Source organism: Lactiplantibacillus xiangfangensis, from assembly GCF_001438845.1.
GTDB classification, from domain to species: Bacteria; Bacillota; Bacilli; order Lactobacillales; family Lactobacillaceae; genus Lactiplantibacillus; species Lactiplantibacillus xiangfangensis.
Map to the genome: position 1 here is coordinate 276,465 of NZ_JQCL01000080.1, position 22,388 is coordinate 298,852.

Below are 22,388 nucleotides of genomic sequence, written 5' to 3' on the forward strand. Positions count from 1 at the left end.
TCCATATTTACTTTCTATGGGGAGCTTAGAATTCTTTTCTACATAGTTCTATACTTCTCTATATTTTAGTAATGAGTAACCTCCTCTTAATTACTGCTACTTGGAATGTGCATTTCAAATTTGAACCGGTTATTCTTCAAGTCGACTTGATCGACGCTGTAGCGAACGTCGTGCTTACCGACTAGCTTGTTCAAATATAAATTAATGGTCTTGGTTTTCGCACTCAGCTTGACCCAACTTGGAATCTTGTAATTATTATTAATGTAATTGATCACAAAACTGATTGGGATCGACATCGTTCCCACGGATAACTTCGTCGCCTTCAGCGAAATGTTCCCATCGTCAATGACACTTGGTTGCATCGTGATGACAAACGACACGTTTTGCCCTAGAACCTTGGTAATCCCAAGTAAGTAGGCTGCGTCTTCACGAACGACAAAGCGGTACTTCATGTCCTGACCCTTTTGGAGGTCTGCTAAGTAGTAGCTCGCTAAGGCGTTTAGTTGTTGCCGGTTCATTTCAATCGGCACACTAGCTGCGTCGGTACGACTCGTCTTCGTGATAGTCGTTGCTTCGTCCGACGAGCGTAGCATTTGCGTACCCATGTAAGCGCCCGTCCCAACAACTAGCGCAATCAAAATGATGGCGACCCATTTCCAAGGGTTAAACGGTCCCTTTTGTTTCGGCGTTTTAACCCGGGGTGTCGCGGTTGCTTTACTACGTTGTGCTTCCCGCATGACATAACCTCCTTATTTCTTTAATAACCAGCTATTATGTGCCAGCATCGTTTGATAGAGCTTATTTGTAAAGATTCGGTAACCCTTTTTGTTAGGGTGGAAATTATCACTCTTAGAAATCAAATTGTTCGTCTTGCTTTCAGCTGACAAGGCGTTCGTAATGGCCGCGGTACTAGCCAAACTCGTTAACGTCGTATCGGAAGCGGCCTTTTTAAGCTTATTAATTTCCGCCGCGGTCTTGTACTGCCCGTGTGACATGGTCGTATTGATATCCATGAAATAGGCGTGGTTATACTGGCTGACCGTCGTCTTAGTCTGGTCGTTCCACTGACGGACGTATTGATCAATTGAGGTGACATTTGGAAAGTTCACATAAACTGGATTATAGATGCTAAAAACAAATAGTGACGCGGATTTATTCAAACTTTGTAATTTATTAAACAACGTCGTCAGTTTTTTCGCATAGACCGTTTGGGCTTTCGCCACGGTCGCATTGTTTTTCGATGTATTGTTAGACGTAATGGAGCCTTCAAGCGTCTGCAACAAGTCGTTCCCACCAACCGTGACCGTGATCACATCGGCGTGAGCAATTTTTTGTTGTAACGTTTTGGACTTATTGATACGTGCTAAAATCTGATCACTACGGTCGCCAGACTTACCGGCGTTGGTCGTGGCCACTTTCAAGTGCTGCTTACTAGTTAAGGTCTGCTTGATCTGACCCACGTAGCCGCCCTCAGCTTCATCACCGACCCCTTCAGTCAACGAATCACCGACCGCAACGAGTTGAATCGAGCGTTTGTGTGGCGTTTTCTGCCTGGCCGTTTTACTCGTCTTATTAGTTGGCGACTTGGCCGTAGATTGGGGGTGCATTAAATAGTTGACCCCGAAAAAGACGGCTCCGGCCAACACCGCAACGATTAGGACGACTTTTACGGTTTCCCAAATTTTTGACATTGGCAAAACCCCTCTCAATTGAAATTTTCAGATTTTTATTAAATATTTACACGACATACATTAAAGTAATACTGGTCTCTACATCGCTTCGCCTAAACAAATTAATATTTAGCCGCAGGGTGAGCATGATGAACCTGCTGTGTGAGTGGTGTTAAAACGGTGCTTTTCCGTTTTTTACAGCACCGACGTCTTGAAAGACGTGAACTTTCGGCTTTCAAGCGAGGACCAAGACGGGCCTCAGGCTTGGACCGGTCGCCACAGCAGGTGAAATCATGCTCAACCGGAGGCGGGTAAGTAAATCCACTTTAACTGATAAGAAAAAGGGGCGCTACTTGGCGTCCCCCATGTTTTTTTAAGCTGGTGTTTGCGTGTGGTATTCCACGGCAAAGGCCCCGGGGCCACCATGCGTTGCAATGATTGGCACCGTCGGTTGGACACTGACTTTGAGGCTTGGTAACGCAGCCTGCAAGCGGGCTTTATATTCTTCAACCCGTTCAGTTGCGCCTACGTGCGAAATCGCGACTTCAACCACGTTAGGTGTGGCGATAATGTCGTCGAGCACTTTGTCAAAGAATTTATTGATTGCTTTAACGCCCCGGCCCTTCATCTTCACGTCTAGGTCCCCGTTGTCGACTTCAAGGGCAATCTTGACGTTCAATAAGGTACTGATGGCACCGGTCAAACGACTGATCCGTCCACCGGCTACTAAGTTATTTAAAGTCATCACACCCATGAACAACTTGGTGTGTTCTTGAGTCAGATGCACAGCGTCGATGACGGCTTGTTTATCCGCCCCAGCCTGTGCGAGTTTTGCGGCCGTCACAACTTGAAATGACATTGCCCGGTCCGTTGTTTTAGCGTCAATCACCGTGACGTCGGTTTTTGAAATTGACGCTGCTTGTTCAGCCGTGTGAACCGTTCCCGAAATTGCTTCGAGCATGTTGATGCAGACGACACTACTACCATCCGCACCCAACTTATCAAAAGTTTCAATAAACGTTCCTAATGCTGGTTGACTCGTCTTTGGCAACGATTTAGCAGTTGCCATCTTGCTAATGAACTCTTCACGCGTGATCGTTTCGTCTTCCACGTAAATAGTGCCATCGATCATGACGGTTAACGGAATCACGGTAATATCGTACTTTTGAACCTCTTCGTCCGTTAAATTTGCCGAAGAATCGGTCACAATCTTGATTTTCGTCATACTTTGCCACGCTTTCTTATGGTTGTAAAGGTTCTCCAACCGTTTCAATAAATTAATGCTTTTAGTATAGCAGAAATAACCATTAGTTTCACTGTTCGAACCGAATTAACGCCGGCTAAAGTTGTCAAAACTGAACGGGTATCGATTTTTTTCATCAACGGCGCCAACCACGTGCTCATCTAAGCGCCACTGCTGATAATCGACCGCCGGCATCCACGTATCGCCGGTAAAAGCATGCGCAATTTGCGTGCGGTATAAGCGCTGTGCAATTGGCAAGACGGTTTCAAAAACATTGGCCCCGCCAATCACAAAGAGTAACGCTTGGGGGTGCTGAGCATCCAATGCTTGTAGTTCTTCTAAGCTAGCTAGTTGGTGGACGCCTGCCGGCAAAGCTAGCGTTTGGCGTGATAACACCCAGTTTGTCCGGTTAGGCAGTGGCCGCTTAAAGCCAGCAAAGGTTTTTCGTCCCATAACCACGTCGTGACCCGTCGTTAACGTCTTGAAGTGGTGCATGTCCGCTGGTAAGTGCCACGGCAACTGACCGTCCGCTCCGATTAACCCATTTTGGTCCTCAGCCCAGATTAGTGCAATCATTGTGTTCCTCCTCGTTAAGCAACCGATAAAACCGGTTGCCGGTTGCGATTATTTGCTTCAAATGATTTAGTTAGCCAGTTACCTTAAATTGCAACCGGTGCCTTAATTGCAGGCGCCGGATCATACCCCGTTAGCTTAATATCACTCATTTGATAGTCAAAAATACTGTCATGAGCACCACTAAGCACTAATTGAGGCGCCGGTTTTGGTTGCCGCTGCAGTTGTTCTTTGATCTGTGAAACGTGGTTCGTGTAAATGTGGGCATCCCCCAGCGTATGCACGAACGTCCCAACTTGTAAGCCACATTCTTTTGCGATCAAGTTCGTCAACAACGCATAACTCGCAATGTTGAACGGTACGCCCAAGAAGACATCCCCCGAACGTTGGTACAACTGACAAGACAGTTTACCGTCAGCAACGTAAAACTGGAACAACGTATGACACGGTGGCAACGCCATGCTAGGCACATCTTCCGGATTCCAAGCGGAGACGATCAACCGGCGTGAATCCGGCGTTTTTTTGATCATATCGATGACGTTAGCAATCTGATCAATCGTTTCGCCGTTCCGGGTCTGCCAGTGACGCCACTGCGCCCCGTAGACGTCGCCTAAATTGCCGAACTTAGCCGCAAAGTCGTCGTCGTTTAAAATCCGGTCGTCAAATGCTTGCATCGTGGCTTTATAAACGGGCGCAAAGTCCGCATCATCCAACCGCCGGTGCTCAAAATTCGTCATATCCGGGCCACTGTACGCTGGTGAACTGACCCAGTTTTTAAAGGCCCATTCATCCCAGATGTGATTATGATGCTGTAACAAGTACTGAATATTAGTATCGCCATGTAAGAACCATAATAACTCGCTTTTGATCAAACCAAATGGCACTTTCTTCGTCGTCAGTAACGGGAACCCTTTCGATAAGTCAAACCGCATTTGGTAACCAAAAATACTGTAAGTCCCGGTCCCAGTACGGTCATCCTTGTAGGTACCGTGATCTAAAATCGTTTGGGCCAGTTGTAAATAGCTATCTTCTAACATACGTACGACTCCCTTCAGGCTTCGGCGAACTGGCTGAGATAATCCCAGCGGTCCATCTTAGTATCAATTTCCTGCTCAGTTTTAGTCAATTCCTTTTGTAAGTCAGCCAACTTACCATAATCACTCGCGTTGTCTGCCATTGACTGTTCAATCTCAGACTTATGGCCATCCAGCTTTTCAATCACGCCTTCAATTTTTTCGTACTCTAATTGTTCGGCGTAAGTCAGTTTAACTTTTTCCTTAGGCTTAGCATCCGCCTTTTCATCGGTCTTGACTGCCGATTTCGTTTTAGTCGCGGTTGCGACCTGATTTTCCGCCTGCTTTTGCTCCTTTAAGTAACTAGAGAAACGCCCAGCGTAGCGTTCAATCTGACCATGGCCATCAAAAATCAACAGTTTAGTGCCAACCTTATCCAAGAAGTACCGGTCATGAGAAACGGTAATAACGGTCCCCGCAAAATCACTCAGGTAATTTTCTAGCACCGTCAACGTCCCAATGTCTAGATCGTTCGTAGGTTCGTCTAATAACAAGACGTTAGGCTGTTGCATCAAGAGCTTTAGTAAGTAGAGTCGGCGTTGTTCACCACCCGACAATTTACGAATCAAAGTCCCGTGCATTGAACGCGGAAAGAGAAATTCTTCAAGTAGCTCAGTCACAGAAACGTGTTCGCCCTGCTTATTGAGCACCGTTTCACCGACGTCTTGCAAGTAGTTGATGATCCGCTTATCACCCGGAATCGGTTCCGTCTGTTGCGTATAGTAAGCCATCTTAACGGTCTCACCAATGGTCACCGTTCCCGAATCTAAAGGCAGCCGACCCGCAATCACGTTCAACAGGCTGGACTTACCAGCCCCGTTGATCCCCGTAATTCCAATGCGGTCGTTTGCCTGGATCAGCATTGAAAAGTCATTCAGGATCGATTGCCCATCAAACGCTAAGCTGGCGTCCTTTAATTCAATGACCTTTTTACCTAAACGCTGTTGGCCCAATGAAATATCAACGTTGCCGTCAACTTGTAACGTATTCAAATTATCTTTTAAATCGTTAAAACGGTTGATCCGCCCCTGTTGTTTCGTACTCCGGGCCGGTGCCCCCGCACGCATCCACGCGAGTTCCTTTTTATAGAGCTGTTGTTGTTTATGTTCAGCGGTCACGTCACGTGACACCCGTTCAGCCTTAGCTTGCACGAAGTCTTGATAGTTCCCCGTGTACTTATAAAGTTCACCAAATGACAATTCAAACATTTGGTTCGCCACTTGGTCTAAGAAGTAACGATCATGGGTCACGACGATTAACGCGCCCTTATAGGACGACAAATACGACTCCAACCATTCAATTGAATCAAAATCTAAATGGTTAGTCGGTTCATCCAACAATAACAAATCGGGCGCTTGGATCAATACTTGTGCGAGCCCGACCCGCTTTTGTTGCCCACCGGACATTTGTTTAACGACCTGCGTTAAATCCGTGATGTGCAACTGCGTTAAAATCGTTTTAACGTCGCTTTCAGCCGTCCACGCATCTTCTTGGTTCATCCGGTCTTCAGCGTCAACGTAAGCTTGCTGGGTCGCCGGGTCTTCCGGTGCCTTCGCGTAAGCAGCCAACGTCTGTTCATAGTGTCGAATCGTCCGGAAAATCTTTTGACTTCCGGCTAGCACGGCGTCGATCACCGTTAAGTCTTGATTTAACTCCGGCTTTTGCTTTAAATAGCCGATTGTATAATTTTTAGGTTTAACTAATTCGCCTGCTTCTGGCGCCGTAACGCCAGCCAAAACGTCCAGTAAATTCGTCTTACCAGATCCATTCACACCAATAACACCGATCCGGTCATGTTCATTCACGATAAACGAAATATCTTGAAATAACGTCTTCTCACCATAAGTTCGGGTCAGATGTTCTGCTCTTAAAGTTTGCATATTCTACGATCCACCCTTTTTAATCATTAAATTCTATCTTAGCTAGAAATGCGCAAAAACTCAACCGCCAATGCTCAGCTAACGGTCAGATGTTTCATCAGAAGCATAAAAAATGATGTTTCAGAAATGAGCTGATTTCTGAAACATCATTGATAAGTTTGCTGACAAACTCAGTTAAATTTTATTGGTTAGGTTCCGTATATTGACCACCGTAGATGTCAACGACGGTGCGGTCAGAATCAACGACTAAGTGTAACTTGCCATCGTTAGAAATTGAACTGGTTTGATAAACGTTATCAATACCGTCAACGTCCTTAGGCTTAAATGGCAGGTAGATTTGTTCGGTTGGACGTTCATCGCCGAACAAAATATCAATTTTTTCAATGTCTTGATAATGAGTGACCCGTTCAAACATCCCGCTCGTTACGGATGAAAGTTGCGTCGTATTAGGATCCACTGCATCTGCATCCGGTGTAAATTCCGCTTTGAAGGACTTGCAAGGATGAATGATCGTCATCTCGCCACCCTTAATGCGCCCATAACTAGTTGTAACCCGACCGATCCACAAATCGGAGATGTCTTGGTGATGAACTTCCCAAGTGTCACCATTGCGGAAATAAAATTTCAGTGCTTCTAATGCCTGCTTCATTTCAATCACCTCATTGAATTAGTTTCACTATAATCGTAACAGATTAATAGAAAATATCAATTGTTTTTTGAATCCGCTACCATCCGCGCAAAGTCAAGCAATAACGTCGATTCATTTTTAACTTTTCCAGTGATTACTGCGTCCAAACAAGCAGCTAAAACCCGCCCCATTGCTGGCCCCGGTGTGACCAATTGGCGCTTCAATAAGTCACCGCCATTAATGGCCAATTCGTGTTTATTATGAATCGGCAACGCCGCGTACGCCGCATCCAAGTGCGATTGTGGCTGACCAAAGCCCAGAATCGTTGCGACCTGATTGGCAGTTGTCAGCGCTGCTAAGCCAACGTCGAAACATTCACGACTAGTGAGCTGTCCAGCACATTTCAACGCACTCAGCGCCCTTACAGCAGCCGTCACGTGGTCAATCAACTCATTACTCGTCTTCCAAGCCTTCAATAACTGCCGGACGTTTGCTGGTTGGGGCGCTTGGCGCAACCAGGCTAACAACGTCCAGACACTCTCAACCGTCGGCAATTGCCAGGCTGGCAACGCCACCAGCTGCTCTAACGCTGGCTTTTGGTCAGCCATTAACGGCATGTAGCGGTAAAGTTCCGTTGCGAGTAGCGCCTGTAACCCCCGCACCGGCTTTTGACCGGTCAACAGTTTCTCCCATTCGACCCGCGTTCGCTCAACGGCGATCTTACTCAGTAAAGCGGCGTTGTCCGTGATTGCTTGCAGGGTCGCCGGTTCAATATCAAAGTCTAACTGACTGGCGAACCGTACTGCGCGCATCATTCGCAGCGCATCTTCATGGAACCGATCCTCCGCCACGCCAACTGCCCGCAAGACGCCCGCTTTCAAATCAGCGAGGCCGTCAAACAAGTCGATGACCTCACCATTAGGCTTCATCGCCAGCGCGTTGATGGTAAAGTCTCGCCGTTTGAGGTCTTCTTTTAACGACCGGACAAAGGTTACGGTATCGGGACGCCGAAAATCTTGGTAACCGGATTCGGTCCGAAACGTGGTCGTTTCATAGCCATTTCCGTGATCTAAAATCATGACCGTTCCGTGTTCGATCCCGGTATCAACCGTGCGTTTGAACAAGCCCTTCACTTCGGCTGGAAACGCACTCGTCGCAATATCGACATCGTGTAGCGGCTTACCCAGGATCGTATCCCGAACACAGCCCCCAACAAAATACGCTTCGTAACCCGCGGCCTCAATCGTATCAAGAACCGGCTTAGCTGCTTGAAACTCTGCCGGTAATTGGGTCAAAATCATAGTAAGTTCTCCAGGCCAACGAAGAGTTCGTGGTACTGGTTAACCTTTTCAACAGCGACCTTGACACCGGTCATAAATGAAATCCGGTCAAAGGAGTCTTGGCGAATCGTTAACCCTTCACCAGGGCCGCCAAACATAACTTCTTCATGGGCAACTAACCCTGGTAACCGAACCGCGTGAATCCGCATGCCTTCGTATTCAGCACCCCGGGCACCGGGAATGGTTTCAGTGGCATCTGGATTACCTTGTTGCTTAGGTTGACGTACTTCGGCAATCTTCTTGGCCGTACTGATAGCAGTCCCACTAGGTGAATCAATTTTATCGTCGTGGTGCATTTCAATGATTTCAACATCTGGGAAGTACTTGGCCGCCTGTTGTGCAAATTGCATCAACAAGACTGCGCTGATCCCGAAGTTGGGCGCAATTAAGCCCCCAACTTTTTTCTCTTTTGCTAATGCTTGTAAGTCTTTGACTTGTTCGTCGGTCATCCCGGTCGTCCCGATAACGGGTGAAATACCGTGATTTAACGCAAACTTAGCGTTTTCATAAACTGCCGTTGGAATCGTAAAGTCGATCCATACGGTGGCATCCGTCTTGATTAGGTTTAGATCGTGAAACGCAGGAACGTCTTGACCCTTGAAACGGTCGTCTTCACCTAAATTTTGTTCTTGACTACGCGCATCGAAAACGCCCACCAATTCAAAATCTGGGTTGTCGATGACCATTTGTGCAGCGGTGCTGCCCATCCGACCTTTATAGCCGGCCACAATTACTTTTATCAAAATAATTCCTCCTCAAGGTTAAACTAATTATATTTTAGCAGACAATCTACGGTTACGGCAGATTAATCCCTTTCGCAACAAAAAATAAGAGTGGGCCAAACGGCAGTTAGTGTGTGAGCATTAACGTGAAATCAGCGATTATTCCTGGGTTTGGAATGGTCGCTGATTTCGGGTTAAGCGGAACAAACTGCCATTTGGCGCACGTTTCGACAATAGTAATAGGAAAAGCCAACCAGAAAATTTTCTGATTGGCTTTTTGAGTTTTGTCTCAAACTCACTTTTTTATGTTCATTAGCCATTAACTACGCGTCCGTCAACAGACCATCAATGATTGCTAACACGCCATCATGATTATTGTCACGGGGCGTCTCGTAAGTTGCCACTTGCTTGACGGGAGCAATGGCATTTTTCATAGCGTAACTGTAATCCGCTTCACGCAACATTTCAAGGTCATTACCGTTATCGCCAAACGCCGCCGTCTCACTAGGCGTCACTTGCCAGTGTGCTTGTAAATAGGCCAATCCGGCCGCTTTATGCACGTGCGGCGGAATGACATCTAACCCGTTGCCACCACTGACCGTTGCGCGCAATCGTTTATCAAAGTGCCGATTGATCGCCGCGGCGTGCACGTTAGCATCCGCATCCGGCCAACTAAAATTCACTTTATAAACGTGGTCGTTAACCGTTGTTAAGTCATCAACAACGTGTAAATTACTTAAAAAATACCGCATCAACGGATTGTCATCTTGCGGCCGAACGTAAGCACCCTGCTTACCTGAAACTGAGATCTGTACCCCAGCCATAGCCGGTGTCGTCGCGACGAAGGTCAACAATTCCCGAAATAAATCTAAGTCAATCAGACTTTCATGCAACGTCTGACCATGGTTATCCATCACGAGTCCGCCGTTTTCTGCCACGTAGGTCAACTCGCCGTCAATTCCGGCAAAGACGTCGATACAATGTTGGAGCTGATTACCACTCGCAACGACAAAGTGCTGCCCCTGACGATTCATTTGGTCCAATTGAAGTTGGAACCGATCGCGGTCAAACTGATGGTCATCCCGCAAAAACGTGCCGTCAAGATCAGTTGCAATAATTTTAACTTTCAAGAATTTGACCCCCTAAGAATGTATAAGCCTATTTTACCAAACTAGAAAGGGGTTTCAACTAGTAGCCCTGGTCCTCGTAATCTTCAAGCATGGCCACCATTTCACCATCATCTGGTTCAATGGCCAAGTAGTTCCGCAAAGCGGCGACCGTTTCCGTGAGCATGCCAGCTTCCCTAAAGAAGTAAATCGCTGGCTTTAAGAAGTCGACGTTGTGTTCAAAGAACGGGTACGCAGCTAAGTAATTATCCCGGGCTTCCTTGAAGTGGTCCAAGTGGTCGTCTGAGACCGCCAAGTTCCAATAAAATTGCGGGTCAAACTCATTACTCTGCAAGTATTGGTCCAACAAGTTGACGTTATCTTGATAGCGCTCTTGTTGAACTAACAAATTGGAAAGTTCCAAGACCGTGGTCAAATTATCCGGGTCAATGCTTAACCCTTCGCGCAAATACTTCTCAGCGAGGTCCTGAGCGTCCAATTTAAGGGCTAACCGTGCCGTCCGCAAGTAAAGCTGCTCATTATACTGGTCGACAGCCAAACCTTCCTGTAGCGTCAACAACGCGTGATCTAGTTGATGCAGCTTTTCTTGTGCTTCAGCTAAGTACGGGTAAACGGACGCATACTGCGAATCCTGTTCCTGCAATTTTTTGAAAACGTCAATGGCCTTGCGCGGTTCGTCGAGTTGTAAGTACGTAAAGCCCAGTTCAAATTGGCTATCTGGTGTCAACTTCGCCGGTTTGATCTGTTCCAAGTACCCGACGGCTTGTTCAAAGCGCCCAGCTTCAGCGTAGGACACCCCAATTCGTTCAACTAAGTTAACTTTAGAAATTTCAAGTTGTCCCTTTTTAATCAGGTCCAAATAGAAATTAATCGCCTTATTATAGTTACGAATTAAGAAGTAAAATTCAGCTAGCGCAAATTCAACGATTGGTTCGTCCGAATCAATGCGGTAAGCCTCCAACAGTTTTTGTTCACTCACTTCAAACAGTTCCTGCGTTTGATACAGGTCCGCTTCAACGAGCAGTGCTTGAACGTAAGCCGGTGAGTCGGGTTTAACTTGGTGTAAATAATCCAAGGCTAGGTCCGTATCACCTTCATCGATGGCAATATCGGCTAATCCCGTTTTCAAATCATCTTCATTGGGATACTTTTTTAATAGTTTTTGATAAGTACGAGCGGATTGCTTTAAAAATCCGAGTCCGTAAAGTTCTTCGGCCAAACTAAACAACGTGTCGTCATCATCTTTGCGTAATGCCCAGGCAAAGTGTTTCTTGGCCGTTTCAAGTTGCCCATTTGACAAGGCGGCAAGCATTTTTTCTGAGTAAGACATGGTACACCCCTTAAGAATGACTCAGGCCACCACGTATTCGTGGGCCCAAGTTTAAGTTAGTATGACTGCACACCGATTTATGTCGCCGTGCGATTCGACTAATAAGCATAACGCAAAACAGTACAAAAAAGCCAGTATAACGATTGCTATACTGACTTAAAAAGTTTGCACTTTATGAAAATTATTTAACTGCATCCTTCAAAGCTTTCCCTGGTTTAAATGCAGGTACTTTGCTTGCTGGAATTTGGATTTCGTCACCAGTTTGTGGGTTACGGCCCTTACGAGCAGCACGTTCACGTACTTCGAAGTTACCAAATCCGATCAGTTGAACTTTTTCACCCTTTGCAAGAGTGTCTTGGATTGATGCAAAAACTGCATCTACTGCAGCAGTTGCGTCTTTCTTAGTTAAGTTAGTTGCAGCAGCAACGTTGTTAACTAATTCAGCCTTGTTTGCCATGTTTGAATTCACCTCCCCTTTACAGAGTGAAGATGTAGAAGTCTTTTTTTAAATGACGTACATCCAGATGATCATTTTTGAGTGGTCCAAAAATGAGAGAAACGATGACAAGCATCATTTCTTCATCAAAGATAGCATAGGAATGCTGTAATAGCAAGCTTTTTTAGACCTTTTGCATAAAATATCGGAATCGAGTAATAATTATTTACAACCCCAATTGATTGTGCTAGAATGCTGGTTTTACAGGCTTCCGGCTACTTTCGACGCCGTTCGATCATGTGGATCGGTGTTCCGGTAAAATCGAACGCGTTCCGAATCTGATTTTCTAAAAAGCGTTCGTACGAAAAGTGCATCATATCAGGGTCATTGACGAACACCACGAAGGTTGGTGGCTGAATGGCCACTTGAGTCGCATAGTAAACCCGTAAGCGTTTCCCGTTATCACTTGGTGTCGGATTCATTGCAATCGCGTCCATGATGACATCATTTAAGACGGAAGACTGGATGCGACGCATGTGGTTTGTATTAACTTGCTTGATCAATTCAGGCAACTGTTCCAAACGTTGCGTCGTCTTCGCAGACACGAAGATAATCGGTGCGTAGGCCAAATAAACGAATTGATCCCGAATGTAGGCTTCAAATTCCTTCATCGTGTGGTTATCTTTTTTGACCAAGTCCCACTTATTGACCACGATGATAATCGCCTTACCCGCTTCGTGAGCGTAACCAGCGACCCGTTTATCTTGCTCGCGAATGCCTTCTTCACCGTTAATCACGAACAGGGCGACGTCACTGTTGTCAATGGCCTTTAAAGCCCGCATAACACTGTAACGCTCGGTGTTTTCGTAGACCTTACCCTTTTTACGAATTCCGGCCGTATCGACCATGACAAAGCGGTCACCAGCTTCATCGGTAAACTTCGTATCAATGGCATCACGGGTCGTCCCCGCCACGTCTGAGACGATGACCCGGTCTTCACCTAACAGCGCGTTGACAATTGAAGATTTTCCAACGTTAGGCCGACCAATCAAACTAAAACGAATCGTTCCAGGCTCATCTTCGCCACTTTTTTCAGGGAAGTTTTTGACGACGGCATCTAGCAAGTCACCCAGACCTAAACCGTGTGACCCAGACAACGGGTATGGATCACCGAATCCGAGTGAATAGAAATCATAAATTTCTGAGCGTAATTCAGGATTATCGACCTTATTGACCCCTAAAACGACCGGCTTATCTGACCGGTATAGGATTTGGGCAACGTGCTCATCCGCATCGGTCACCCCACCTTTGACACTGACCAAATAAATGATCACGTCAGCTTCATCAATCGCAATTTCGGCTTGTTCCGTAATTTGCTTAATGAACGGGGCGTCTTCAATGTCGATCCCCCCGGTGTCAATTAAGCTGAACGACTGTCCAAGCCACTCGCTATTCGCATAGATGCGGTCACGAGTAACCCCCGGCGTATCTTCAACGATTGAAATCCGGTCACCGGCAATCCGGTTAAAAATAGTCGATTTCCCAACGTTCGGGCGCCCGACAATGGCGACAACTGGTTTTGCCATCTAAATTCCTCCTTTGCCTAAATAATTCATAATCATAAAAAAATATCCTTCAAGGCAAGCTTGAAGGGTATTTTTTACTCAATCAATGATTAGTTTTCATCATTGTTGTTTCCAGCATTCTTCAATTCGTTACCGATCAAATCGCCTAAAGTGAAACCACTTTGTTCTTCTGGGGCGTTCGCCGTTGAACGTTCGCTAGCAGTCCGGTTGTCGCGACTATTGTTGTTACGACGACGGTTGTTGTTACGACGTTCTGGTTGAGCGGCTTCTTCTTCGCCTTCAGCAGCTTGTGGCTTTTCTTCCAAAGCTTTGATGGATAAAGCTAAGCGCTTTTCGTCAGGACGAACATCTAAGACCTTAACCTTGATTTCTTGACCAACCTTTAAAACGTCGTTTGGCGTTGCAATGTGTTGGTGTGAAATTTGAGAAATGTGAACTAAACCTTCAACGCCAGGGAAGACTTCAACGAAGGCCCCAAAGCTAGTCAAACGTTTAACTTTCCCATCAAGAACGGCACCTTGTGGCGCTTTTTCTTCAATCCCGTCCCAAGGTTCTGGTAAGGTTGCTTTGATGGATAATGAAACCCGTTCGCGGTCTGCGTCAACGGATAAAATCTTAACCGTAACTTCTTGACCAACCTTCAATACGTCAGCAGGCTTTTCAACCCGTTCGTATGAAATTTCAGAAACGTGAACCAACCCGTCGATACCGCCAAGGTCAACAAAGGCCCCGAAGTTAGTCAAACGAGCAACTTTACCTTCAACCGTTTCGCCAGCTTGTAAAGTCTTCAAAGCTTCTTCACGTTGTGCTTCGCGTTGCTTTTCGACAACGGCACGGTGTGATAAGATCAAACGGTTTTCGCTAGGTTCAATTTCAATAATCTTAAGTTCAAGTTCTTGGCCTTTGTAGGCGTTTAAATCTTCAACGTAATGATCATCAATCATTGAGGCAGGGATGAAGCCACGAACGCCAGCGTCAACGACTAACCCACCCTTAACAACTTGTGTTACCGGAGCTTTAATCGTATGACCTGCTTCGTATTCTTTTTCAACATCGTCCCAAACTTTGCGAGCTTCTAACCGACGATGTGACAGTAAATAACTGCCGTTTTCTTTGTCGCTGCCAATCCGAGAAATGACAACCAAGTCTAAGACGTCACCAACTTTAGCGACTTCGTTGACATCTTCGACCCGTTGTGTTGAGAGTTCCTTCAAAGGAACGACCCCTTCAACACCGGTACCTTGGATCCCAACAATAACTTGCTTGTCGTCATCAATTGCTAAGACTTCACCCTTAACAACGTCACCGACGTTAACTTCTTCAACGCTATTTAAAGCGTCTAAAAGTTCATTTTTCTCATTTTGACTGTTTTCGTTTTCACTCATGCAAATTTCCTCCTGTCAACAATAACTCTAACCTATATCATAGCCGAAAAAGCAATGAAAAGCCAGCTAAAAGCATTAACTTAATGCAATTAGATTGTTGAACTTTGTTTTTTTATAATTTCAGCGATCGTTGTGACCACTTCTTCGATGGACATTGGTGTCGTATCGACCAGTACGGCATCCGCCGCCTGCGTCAATGGTGAAACCTTACGGGTCGAGTCTTTATGGTCCCGCAATTCAATTTCAGCCTGTAATTGGGCTAAGGGGGTTTCAATTCCTTTTTTGATGTTTTCTGCGTATCGGCGTTTTGCACGCTCCGCTGCAGAAGCCACCAAGAAGATCTTGACTTCAGCATGTGGCAGTACCGTCGTGCCAATGTCACGACCGTCCATAACGATCCCGCCAGCATCAGCCATTTCCCGTTGCTGATCCGTCAAAATAGTTCGTACCTTTGGCAAAGCGGCAATCGTCGACACGTTATTCGTCACGTCCGGTTGTCGAATCGCTTGGGTGATATCCTGCGTGTTAGCAAAAACTAACTGATCAGGTTCGCCCGGCTTAAAGCTAATCTTTAACGACTGCATCGACGCAATGACCGCCGCTTCGTCCGTCAGGCTGACATCGTGTTGCATCGCCCACAACGTCACGGCTCGGTACATTGCACCGGTGTCGACATAAATATAGCCAAACCGTTTGGCAACCAGCTTGGCCACGGTACTTTTACCAGCCGAAGCTGGCCCATCGATGGCTACTTGAAGTGCTTGTTCAGCCATTAACTATACCCTCACTATCCAAAATTCGTGCTTTTAACGGACACGTAACCGTTGGCCCGCCGAAATGGTGGCTCCTGAGGATAAGCCATTTAATTCAAGTAACTTATCCACGGAAATCCCCGCATTCGTCGCGACCCGGTAGACACCTTGACCAGCTTCTACCGTGACGTACTTACCGCCCGCTGAAGAACTACTGCTGCTTGCACTGGAACTACTCTTAGTACTCGCAGAATCTTCAGAGTCGGATTTAGCAGCGGCCTTACTAGCGGCTTTGGAACTCGCTAGGGCGATGCTACTACTCTTGGCAGCAGCCTTTTTCTTGGCTGCCGTTTCGGAGGCACTCTTTTTACTAGTAGCGCTCGATTTATCAGCGACTTTTGTCGAAGATTTCTTCGAACTAGAACTAGCAACTTGTTCGGTCTGTTGCGGATTATTGAGCGAATTTTTCTTCACCAAAAAATAACCAATTGGTGCTAAGGCGAGCAACAAAATTAAAACCACTAAAATGGTGGTTAACGTTGAATTACTACTATCTTGCTTGCGTTTTTGAGTTCGCGATAAATTGCCCGAGTCATCCCGATCGTCTTCAAAAGTTTTATCCCAGGGCTTATCTGCCTGAGGCTTATCATTATCATTTTTTTGACTCATAGGGTGTTCCTCCTCAAAAAACTTTCAACCAATATTGTAACATAACCCTTAATCGATTTCTTTAAGAATTTGGTAAAAACAGCCGGGCTAAGGCTTTTTCCCAGTCCGATGCTTGTGAAGTTACAGCGGCCACCGTTCGAATCAGCCCCAGGGTTTCAAGCGGGAACGGTTCCCCGTCTAACTGGCAACAAGCAGCATCGTGTGCCGGTGCGACTTCATCAAAGTAACTTAACATCACCGCACGTCGACAAGTCGTGCTCGTGACGTACCTCAACAGCTCTCGCAGTTCCCGTTCCTTAGCCTCAGTCCGGGTGGCAAATAACACCGTCACTTCAGCAACCGTCGCGTGGTGTTGCCAGTAATATTGTAACACCTGACTCACCTCATCGGTCGGTTCCTGTCGGCGGATAAAGCGCTGGTAATCTTGTTCAATTTCATTGGGCGTTGCCGCGGTTAGTTCATTTAAATTACGGACAAGGGCTTCATCCCCAGGAACGTATAAAATCACCGCCAATGATGGTTGACCATCCCGACCGGCACGACCGATTTCTTGAACGTAATCCGCTAGCGTGGTGGGTAGATGGTAATGGATCACCATGCGAATGTCCGCTTTATTGATGCCCATACCAAAGGCCGACGTCGCACAAATCACGTCTAGGTCACCAGCCATAAACTGCTGCTGAATCTTGAAACGGTCCTCCGTCGATAGCCCGGCATGGTACGCCGCGACCCGCAAACCAGTTTGATCGCGTAGCCACTCCGCAATTAGGTCCGTTTGCCGTTTGGAACTGAAATAGACGATGACCGGCCCCGCAACCGTCGTCACTAATTGCTGTAACCGCACGCGTTTAGCCGCCTCATCACTGAGACTAGCAACCGCTAAATAAATGTTTGGCCGGTTGACTGAATGTAAGATTTGGTGCGCGTCTGGCACCCGTAATTGCCGGAGAATGTCTTGACGAACGCGCTTGGTCGCCGTCGCGGTGAGCATCAACGTTCGGGGTTGACCTAAATCGGCACGCAACGCCCCTAACGACCGGTAATCCGGGCGAAAATCAGGACCCCACGTTGAAATACAGTGCACTTCATCCACGACAAATAGGGCGAGTGGAACTAGCTTTAACGCGGTCATCACGGCATCCTGACTCAGCATTTCGGGTGAGATAAATAAGTATTTAATGGATTGAAGGTGATTCAATAAATGTTGTCGCGCCCCAAAGTCTAGTTGGGACGTCAATGCGGCGACCCGCTTTTCACCCTGATAATTCAACCGCGCAACTTGGTCTTGCATTAATGAAATCAAAGGTGAAACAACAACGACCAATCCGGGCACCACGCTCCCAACTAGTTGGTAAATCAACGACTTCCCGGTCCCAGTCGGTAAAACGGCAAGCACGTCTTGCCCAGCTAATAATTGCTGAATAACTTCTAGTTGGCCCGCGCGAAAGTGATCAAACCCGTACTTTTGCTTTAGTAAGTCGTGTAATTCATCCTCGTTCATGTTGACACCTCATAATCTGAAAGAGCCGGAAATAAAAGAAATCCAATTGCGGCATCACTGCTTGGACCTGCGCAAATTGCCAACTTGTTAATACTGGCTGGTGAGTAAAAATCGTCGTTAATTGTTGACTGACCGTTTTCGTCAGCAACCGATCAAAGGGAAAATCCGGCGTTAAAATTGCGACTTCTAGTAAATGTTCGCGTACTGTACTGAGTTTCAGATGGCGCCGGTTAGAAATCATTTCCAAGTCACCAGCTTGCAAGAAGTCTTGAAAGGTCCGTTGTGCACTACTACTAACTGGTGAAGCTTTGACTAAGGGGGCTAAGAGCGCCCACAGGGGGTCCGTTTGGTGCTGTCCCAGCCAGATGATCCAGCGACACGTTAAGTCCCTGCGGATGACCAACATTTCGACTGGTGACCGCTTAAAAGTAGTTGCGAGTTGCGCATCCGTTTGCCCCGGAAACTGATAGCCGGTCAGACTCTGGACAAAGATCTGTGCCAATTCATCGGGTAAGCTTGCTAAAAAGGCTTGTAACCCTTCGTAAATGGTCTGACCCAACGTGGGACCGTGAAAGCGCCGAAACCATGCCTTGACGATGGCTTGAACACCAGGGTCAGTCGTTACCGGATAGTACCGGTTCTCACGGTGAGCCGCCTCAGATACGACCTGCAGTGCCAACTGACTTAAGGCCGCAAAGCGACGGACGTCAGTTGTTTGAAAGACGTGCATGGCAACGGGCTGGTAGCGTAAAGCCCGCTGCGTCTGTTGCCGTGTCGCTCCCTGTGCGGTTAACTGGTAATACCCGGGTGACGGACTAACGAGGTCCCCAGCACGCTCTAGTTGCGCCGCCGTCGCAATAAATTTTTCCAGCGGAACCCCGTGCCAGCTATCTAACTGGTCTAAGCAACCATATGTCAGTCCAGCAAATAGTGTCGACACGGTTCGGCGTCCCCGTAACACGTTAAAAATCCCTTTGGCCCGCCGTGGTTGGGTCGCAAATAAAAATAAGACATAGTCTGAAAACAAACCGACGCCCTCCTCTCGATTCTATTAGCATAGCACGCCCCGCCATAATGGACCAACTAACACAAAAAGCACCCACTCCTCAACGATAACTCCGTGAAAAGTGGGCACCCGCATTAACTTTTTTGATTAAACCCGACTTGTTAATTGATTATGATTACCGAGCCACTTGGCCAACCGTTGGTAAACTAGTCCGAAGACCGTTCCAACCAGAACACCTTTGATCAAGTTGAACGGTACCACCACAAACAAAACAAACTTGCTTAATGATAATTGGAGATTGAAGCCCATGACCTGTAAATAAAACGGCAATACAAACGTTAAGTTAGCCGTCGACTCGACCACGGTCAAGACAATCGTTGCTATTCCTACTGCCAATGGTAACCGGTACTTAGGGTTACCTTTGTAGTAGCGCAAGACAACTGCAAAGACAATGATCAAGCTAGCAGAACCTAAGAAGCTTGCTAATGAACCGATTAGATCATAAATGGCAAACCCCATCGTCGCAGAATGAATCACTAACTTTAGCACCGTGATGGTGAACGCACCACCGACCCCGTAAAGTAATAACCCAATCAAAATCGGAATATCCGAGAAATCAATCTTCATCCACGATGCCGCGGGAAGAATCGGAAACTCCAGTAACATCAATACATATGCACACGCGCCGAGTAAGGCAATGCCCACTAGTCGGCGTAACGTCGTTTGTTCCATAACGCACCCTCCTATGGGTCATCTTCAATTGAACCCCATTGTCATATCTAAGTAAAAAGACCGCACGAATAACATTTACTGTCATCCGGGCGGTCTTACTTGCAAGTTTATGGCAAATAAGCTCGATCTTCTTTATACCAGACTTTAACTGTCGACTTTGGAATTACACCAAATCACTATGCCACTGCATAGGTCGCGGGTTTTTACCGCCGGTCGGGAATTACACCCTGCCCTGAAGATGAACCAAATATTTATTTTTACATTTATATTTTAAGCGCAAAGTTATTAAAATGCAAGCGCTATCTTTCACCTTTTAGCTTACTAATTTCAATTGGCTTCAATTTCCGGTACTCACCTGGTTGCAAGCTCTGCAAATCTAGAACGCCGTACCGCTCGCGCTTTAGCTTCGTTACGGGATGCCCGATCGCCGCCAGCATATTCTTCACTTGGTGGTTATGGCCTTCATGAATCGTCAATTGGACCAAAGCATTATTTTTTTTATGATCGCTATCTAACAAGTTAGACTTCGCTGGTGCGGTCATCCGACCTTCAATTTCAACACCTAACCGGAGTTGTTTTAAGTCGGCGTTCGTCGGCACCCCTTCGACCTTTGCTAAGTATGTCTTTTTAACTTCATACTTAGGGTGGGTCAAGCGGTTAGCTAAGTCACCATCATTAGTCATGATCAATAAACCCGACGTGTCGTAATCTAAACGGCCCACTGGATAGATTCGTTCAGGGACGTCCTTAAAGAAGTCCATCACCGTTTTACGGCCCTTTTCATCGTGGACAGTCGTAACGACTCCCCGTGGCTTGTAAAACAAATAATAGACTAGGCTTTCCGCGTTCAACGGAAGCCCCTTCACTTCAACGTGGTCACTTGGTTCCACTTTAACCCCAAGCGTGGTCACAGTCTTTCCATTAACTTTGACGTATCCGGAAGTGATCAACACTTCGGATTTACGTCGGGAAGCAACACCCGCTTCCGCCATTACTTTTTGTAAACGTTCTGCCATTAGTTTTCCTCTCGATCTTGGTCATCACCCTGCAATTTATCTTGAAACGCATTGAGAAACAGGTCCGTTTCCGGTGCTGGATTTTCAGCATCGCTCAGGGCGTCCAAATCAATTGTAGGTAAGTCGTCTAGTGTCTTTAAGCCAAAGTAATCTAAAAATAATTCAGTCGTTCCGTACAAAATCGGTCGTCCGGGTTCGCTTAAGCGTCCCGTTTCGGTGACTAACTGTCGTAAAACGAGCTTCTGAATCGTTGAACCACTTTGAACCCCCCGAATCTCATCAATTTCAATCCGGGTCAGTGGTTGCCGGTACGCAATAATTGCGAGTACTTCCAGTGAGGCCTGTGACAGGCTCGTCGACAACGGTGCTTCAAAGTACCGTTTCAACACTGGTGCAACCGCGGCCTTCGTTGCCAAGCGGTAAGTATTCTCAGTCGACAGCACCATCAGTGCACAGTCGGGGTCCTGGTCATACTTGGTCGCTAGGTTGGTCAACATCGTGGTAATAGCCGGCTTAGCAAAGCTCGTGGCGTGTTCAATCTCCGCCACGGTGATTCCTTCATCACCAGCTACAAACAGTAGCCCTTCAATTTGTTCAATGTTCGTCATGCTGTTGTTCTTCCCGCCTTAAAGTTAAATGAATCGGTCCCAATTGATCACGCTGCGTCAACTTGATCTGCGCTTGTTTCGTTAATTCGAGAACGGCCATAAAAGTTGTCACCAACATTTCATCGCTGGCCGTCACCGTAAACAAATCTGCAAACACCATCCCTGTCCGGTGCCGCTGCAACTGAGTTTTGATCTGAGTCATCCGAACGTCGATATTCACACTCTCAGCCACGACCGTTTTAGTCAGTGGTCGTGCCCGGCGTCTTTTCTCGACTAACTGCCGAAATGCAGCCTGCAGATCATCGACCGTAATTCCGGCCGTGAGCTTAGGCGTACTCAAATCACTAGGCACTAGCATCGCTTCGCGTGTGAAATGTTGATGGCGCGCTTGTTCCTTGACCCGTAATTCGCCAGCAGCTTCCTGATAGACTTTATAAGCCAACAGTTCTGCCACTAAGGAATCACGAGGGTCATCTTCAGCTGCATCCTCGTCATCATCCGGCTCTGGTTGTGGCAACAAGTAACGACTCTTAATCGTCATCAAAGTTGCTGCCATGACCAGATAATCACCCGCAATGTCTAATTTTAACGCCTGCATTGAGTGCAAGTAATCTAGGTACTGCTGGGTAATGTCAGCGATGGGGATATCATAAATATCCATTTTGTTCTGCCGAATCAAATGTAACAGTAGATCAAGGGGACCTTCAAATTCAGAAATTTTAATGGTGATTGGTTGTTGTTGATTGTTTGTCACGATTTCGCTCCCATTCGCCAATAATTGACGCCATGTCTAAGGTTCCCATGACCCGCTTTTGCGGGTACAGCGCTGCTAGTTCATCCAACATCTGTTGTTGATTGTCGGCCGTCCGTTCTTCTGGTGACAGCGAGTCGTGGTGAACTAAAACAAAATCAGGACCAACTTCGATACCAACGATCCCGCTAAAGTCACCGTCGGCTTGCCGCCACAACAAGAGCTGATGATTATCAGTGGCAAGGTACCACTGCATCTCGGTCTGCAAGTGCGCTAGGTCTTTGAAATCAGGAATAAACGATAACAATCCCATCGCTACTTTCTCATAATCTTTTCGATATTTAACTAGCAACGTGGCCC

Annotated in this window: 23 protein-coding genes and 1 riboswitch; all 23 genes read right to left on the reverse strand. The window is 46.7% G+C overall.

The window, feature by feature from the left end; translation table 11 throughout:
- Positions 1 to 86: 86 nt before the first annotated feature.
- On the reverse strand, positions 87 to 737 hold the full coding sequence (locus tag IV64_RS10480) for a YpmS family protein (protein ID WP_057707191.1): 651 nt from the start codon (positions 735 to 737) through the stop codon (positions 87 to 89).
- Between the two features lie 12 nt (positions 738 to 749).
- The gene (locus tag IV64_RS10485; protein ID WP_057707192.1) at positions 750 to 1,691 is read right to left on the reverse strand and encodes an SGNH/GDSL hydrolase family protein; all 942 of its coding nucleotides are present in this window, start codon (positions 1,689 to 1,691) and stop codon (positions 750 to 752) included.
- A gap of 352 nt (positions 1,692 to 2,043) precedes the next feature.
- Positions 2,044 to 2,895, reverse strand: a complete 852-nt coding sequence (locus tag IV64_RS10490; protein ID WP_057707193.1) for a DegV family protein — start codon at positions 2,893 to 2,895, stop codon at positions 2,044 to 2,046.
- 105 nt (positions 2,896 to 3,000) lie between these two features.
- Complete coding sequence (locus tag IV64_RS10495) at positions 3,001 to 3,489, reverse strand: dihydrofolate reductase (protein WP_057707194.1); 489 nt, start codon at positions 3,487 to 3,489, stop codon at positions 3,001 to 3,003.
- 83 nt (positions 3,490 to 3,572) lie between these two features.
- Positions 3,573 to 4,523, reverse strand: a complete 951-nt coding sequence (locus tag IV64_RS10500) for a thymidylate synthase (protein WP_057707195.1) — start codon at positions 4,521 to 4,523, stop codon at positions 3,573 to 3,575.
- Between the two features lie 14 nt (positions 4,524 to 4,537).
- Positions 4,538 to 6,439, reverse strand: a complete 1,902-nt coding sequence (locus tag IV64_RS10505) for an ABC-F family ATP-binding cassette domain-containing protein (protein WP_057707196.1) — start codon at positions 6,437 to 6,439, stop codon at positions 4,538 to 4,540.
- A 181-nt stretch (positions 6,440 to 6,620) separates the two neighbouring features.
- The gene (locus IV64_RS10510; protein ID WP_057707197.1) at positions 6,621 to 7,088 is read right to left on the reverse strand and encodes a hypothetical protein; all 468 of its coding nucleotides are present in this window, start codon (positions 7,086 to 7,088) and stop codon (positions 6,621 to 6,623) included.
- A gap of 56 nt (positions 7,089 to 7,144) precedes the next feature.
- Positions 7,145 to 8,368, reverse strand: coding sequence for a CCA tRNA nucleotidyltransferase (locus IV64_RS10515; protein WP_057707198.1), 1,224 nt, complete (start codon positions 8,366 to 8,368; stop codon positions 7,145 to 7,147).
- Positions 8,365 to 9,150, reverse strand: coding sequence for a 4-hydroxy-tetrahydrodipicolinate reductase (gene dapB / locus IV64_RS10520; protein WP_057707199.1), 786 nt, complete (start codon positions 9,148 to 9,150; stop codon positions 8,365 to 8,367). The genes IV64_RS10515 and dapB overlap by 4 nt, the downstream gene beginning before the upstream one ends.
- A gap of 302 nt (positions 9,151 to 9,452) precedes the next feature.
- A complete protein-coding gene (locus tag IV64_RS10525) occupies positions 9,453 to 10,259 on the reverse strand; it encodes a Cof-type HAD-IIB family hydrolase (RefSeq protein WP_057707200.1) in 807 nt (268 codons plus the stop codon).
- Between the two features lie 58 nt (positions 10,260 to 10,317).
- Positions 10,318 to 11,586 carry a tetratricopeptide repeat protein gene (locus tag IV64_RS10530; RefSeq protein WP_057707201.1) on the reverse strand — a complete coding sequence of 423 codons (1,269 nt, stop codon included), beginning with the start codon at positions 11,584 to 11,586 and terminating at the stop codon, positions 10,318 to 10,320.
- 181 nt (positions 11,587 to 11,767) lie between these two features.
- On the reverse strand, positions 11,768 to 12,043 hold the full coding sequence (locus IV64_RS10535; RefSeq protein WP_003640587.1) for an HU family DNA-binding protein: 276 nt from the start codon (positions 12,041 to 12,043) through the stop codon (positions 11,768 to 11,770).
- Positions 12,044 to 12,297: 254 nt separating this feature from the next.
- Positions 12,298 to 13,608 (reverse strand): ribosome biogenesis GTPase Der, encoded by a 1,311-nt coding sequence (gene der / locus IV64_RS10540; protein ID WP_057707202.1) that lies wholly within the window; start codon positions 13,606 to 13,608, stop codon positions 12,298 to 12,300.
- Between the two features lie 89 nt (positions 13,609 to 13,697).
- The gene (gene rpsA, locus IV64_RS10545) at positions 13,698 to 14,993 is read right to left on the reverse strand and encodes a 30S ribosomal protein S1 (protein WP_057707203.1); all 1,296 of its coding nucleotides are present in this window, start codon (positions 14,991 to 14,993) and stop codon (positions 13,698 to 13,700) included.
- An 89-nt stretch (positions 14,994 to 15,082) separates the two neighbouring features.
- Positions 15,083 to 15,766: a (d)CMP kinase gene (gene cmk / locus IV64_RS10550; RefSeq protein WP_057707204.1), complete on the reverse strand. Its 684-nt coding sequence runs from the start codon at positions 15,764 to 15,766 to the stop codon at positions 15,083 to 15,085.
- A 33-nt stretch (positions 15,767 to 15,799) separates the two neighbouring features.
- Complete coding sequence (locus IV64_RS10555; RefSeq protein ID WP_057707205.1) at positions 15,800 to 16,414, reverse strand: LysM peptidoglycan-binding domain-containing protein; 615 nt, start codon at positions 16,412 to 16,414, stop codon at positions 15,800 to 15,802.
- 61 nt (positions 16,415 to 16,475) lie between these two features.
- Positions 16,476 to 17,915, reverse strand: a complete 1,440-nt coding sequence (locus IV64_RS10560; protein ID WP_057707206.1) for a RecQ family ATP-dependent DNA helicase — start codon at positions 17,913 to 17,915, stop codon at positions 16,476 to 16,478.
- Positions 17,902 to 18,942, reverse strand: coding sequence for a YpbB family protein (locus IV64_RS10565; RefSeq protein ID WP_057707207.1), 1,041 nt, complete (start codon positions 18,940 to 18,942; stop codon positions 17,902 to 17,904). Before IV64_RS10565 ends, IV64_RS10560 begins: the two co-directional genes overlap by 14 nt.
- Before the next feature lie 126 nt (positions 18,943 to 19,068).
- Entirely contained in the window at positions 19,069 to 19,653 is a 585-nt protein-coding gene (locus tag IV64_RS10570; protein ID WP_057707208.1) for an ECF transporter S component, read from the reverse strand.
- A 121-nt stretch (positions 19,654 to 19,774) separates the two neighbouring features.
- Positions 19,775 to 19,897: riboswitch (FMN riboswitch) on the reverse strand.
- A 55-nt stretch (positions 19,898 to 19,952) separates the two neighbouring features.
- On the reverse strand, positions 19,953 to 20,669 hold the full coding sequence (locus IV64_RS10575) for a pseudouridine synthase (RefSeq protein WP_057707209.1): 717 nt from the start codon (positions 20,667 to 20,669) through the stop codon (positions 19,953 to 19,955).
- Positions 20,669 to 21,277 (reverse strand): SMC-Scp complex subunit ScpB, encoded by a 609-nt coding sequence (scpB, locus tag IV64_RS10580; RefSeq protein WP_057707210.1) that lies wholly within the window; start codon positions 21,275 to 21,277, stop codon positions 20,669 to 20,671. Before scpB ends, IV64_RS10575 begins: the two co-directional genes overlap by 1 nt.
- Positions 21,264 to 22,031 carry a segregation and condensation protein A gene (locus IV64_RS10585; RefSeq protein ID WP_057707211.1) on the reverse strand — a complete coding sequence of 256 codons (768 nt, stop codon included), beginning with the start codon at positions 22,029 to 22,031 and terminating at the stop codon, positions 21,264 to 21,266. The genes scpB and IV64_RS10585 overlap by 14 nt, the downstream gene beginning before the upstream one ends.
- Positions 21,997 to 22,380, reverse strand: a complete 384-nt coding sequence (locus tag IV64_RS10590) for a hypothetical protein (protein WP_057707212.1) — start codon at positions 22,378 to 22,380, stop codon at positions 21,997 to 21,999. The genes IV64_RS10585 and IV64_RS10590 overlap by 35 nt, the downstream gene beginning before the upstream one ends.
- Positions 22,381 to 22,388 lie beyond the last annotated feature (8 nt).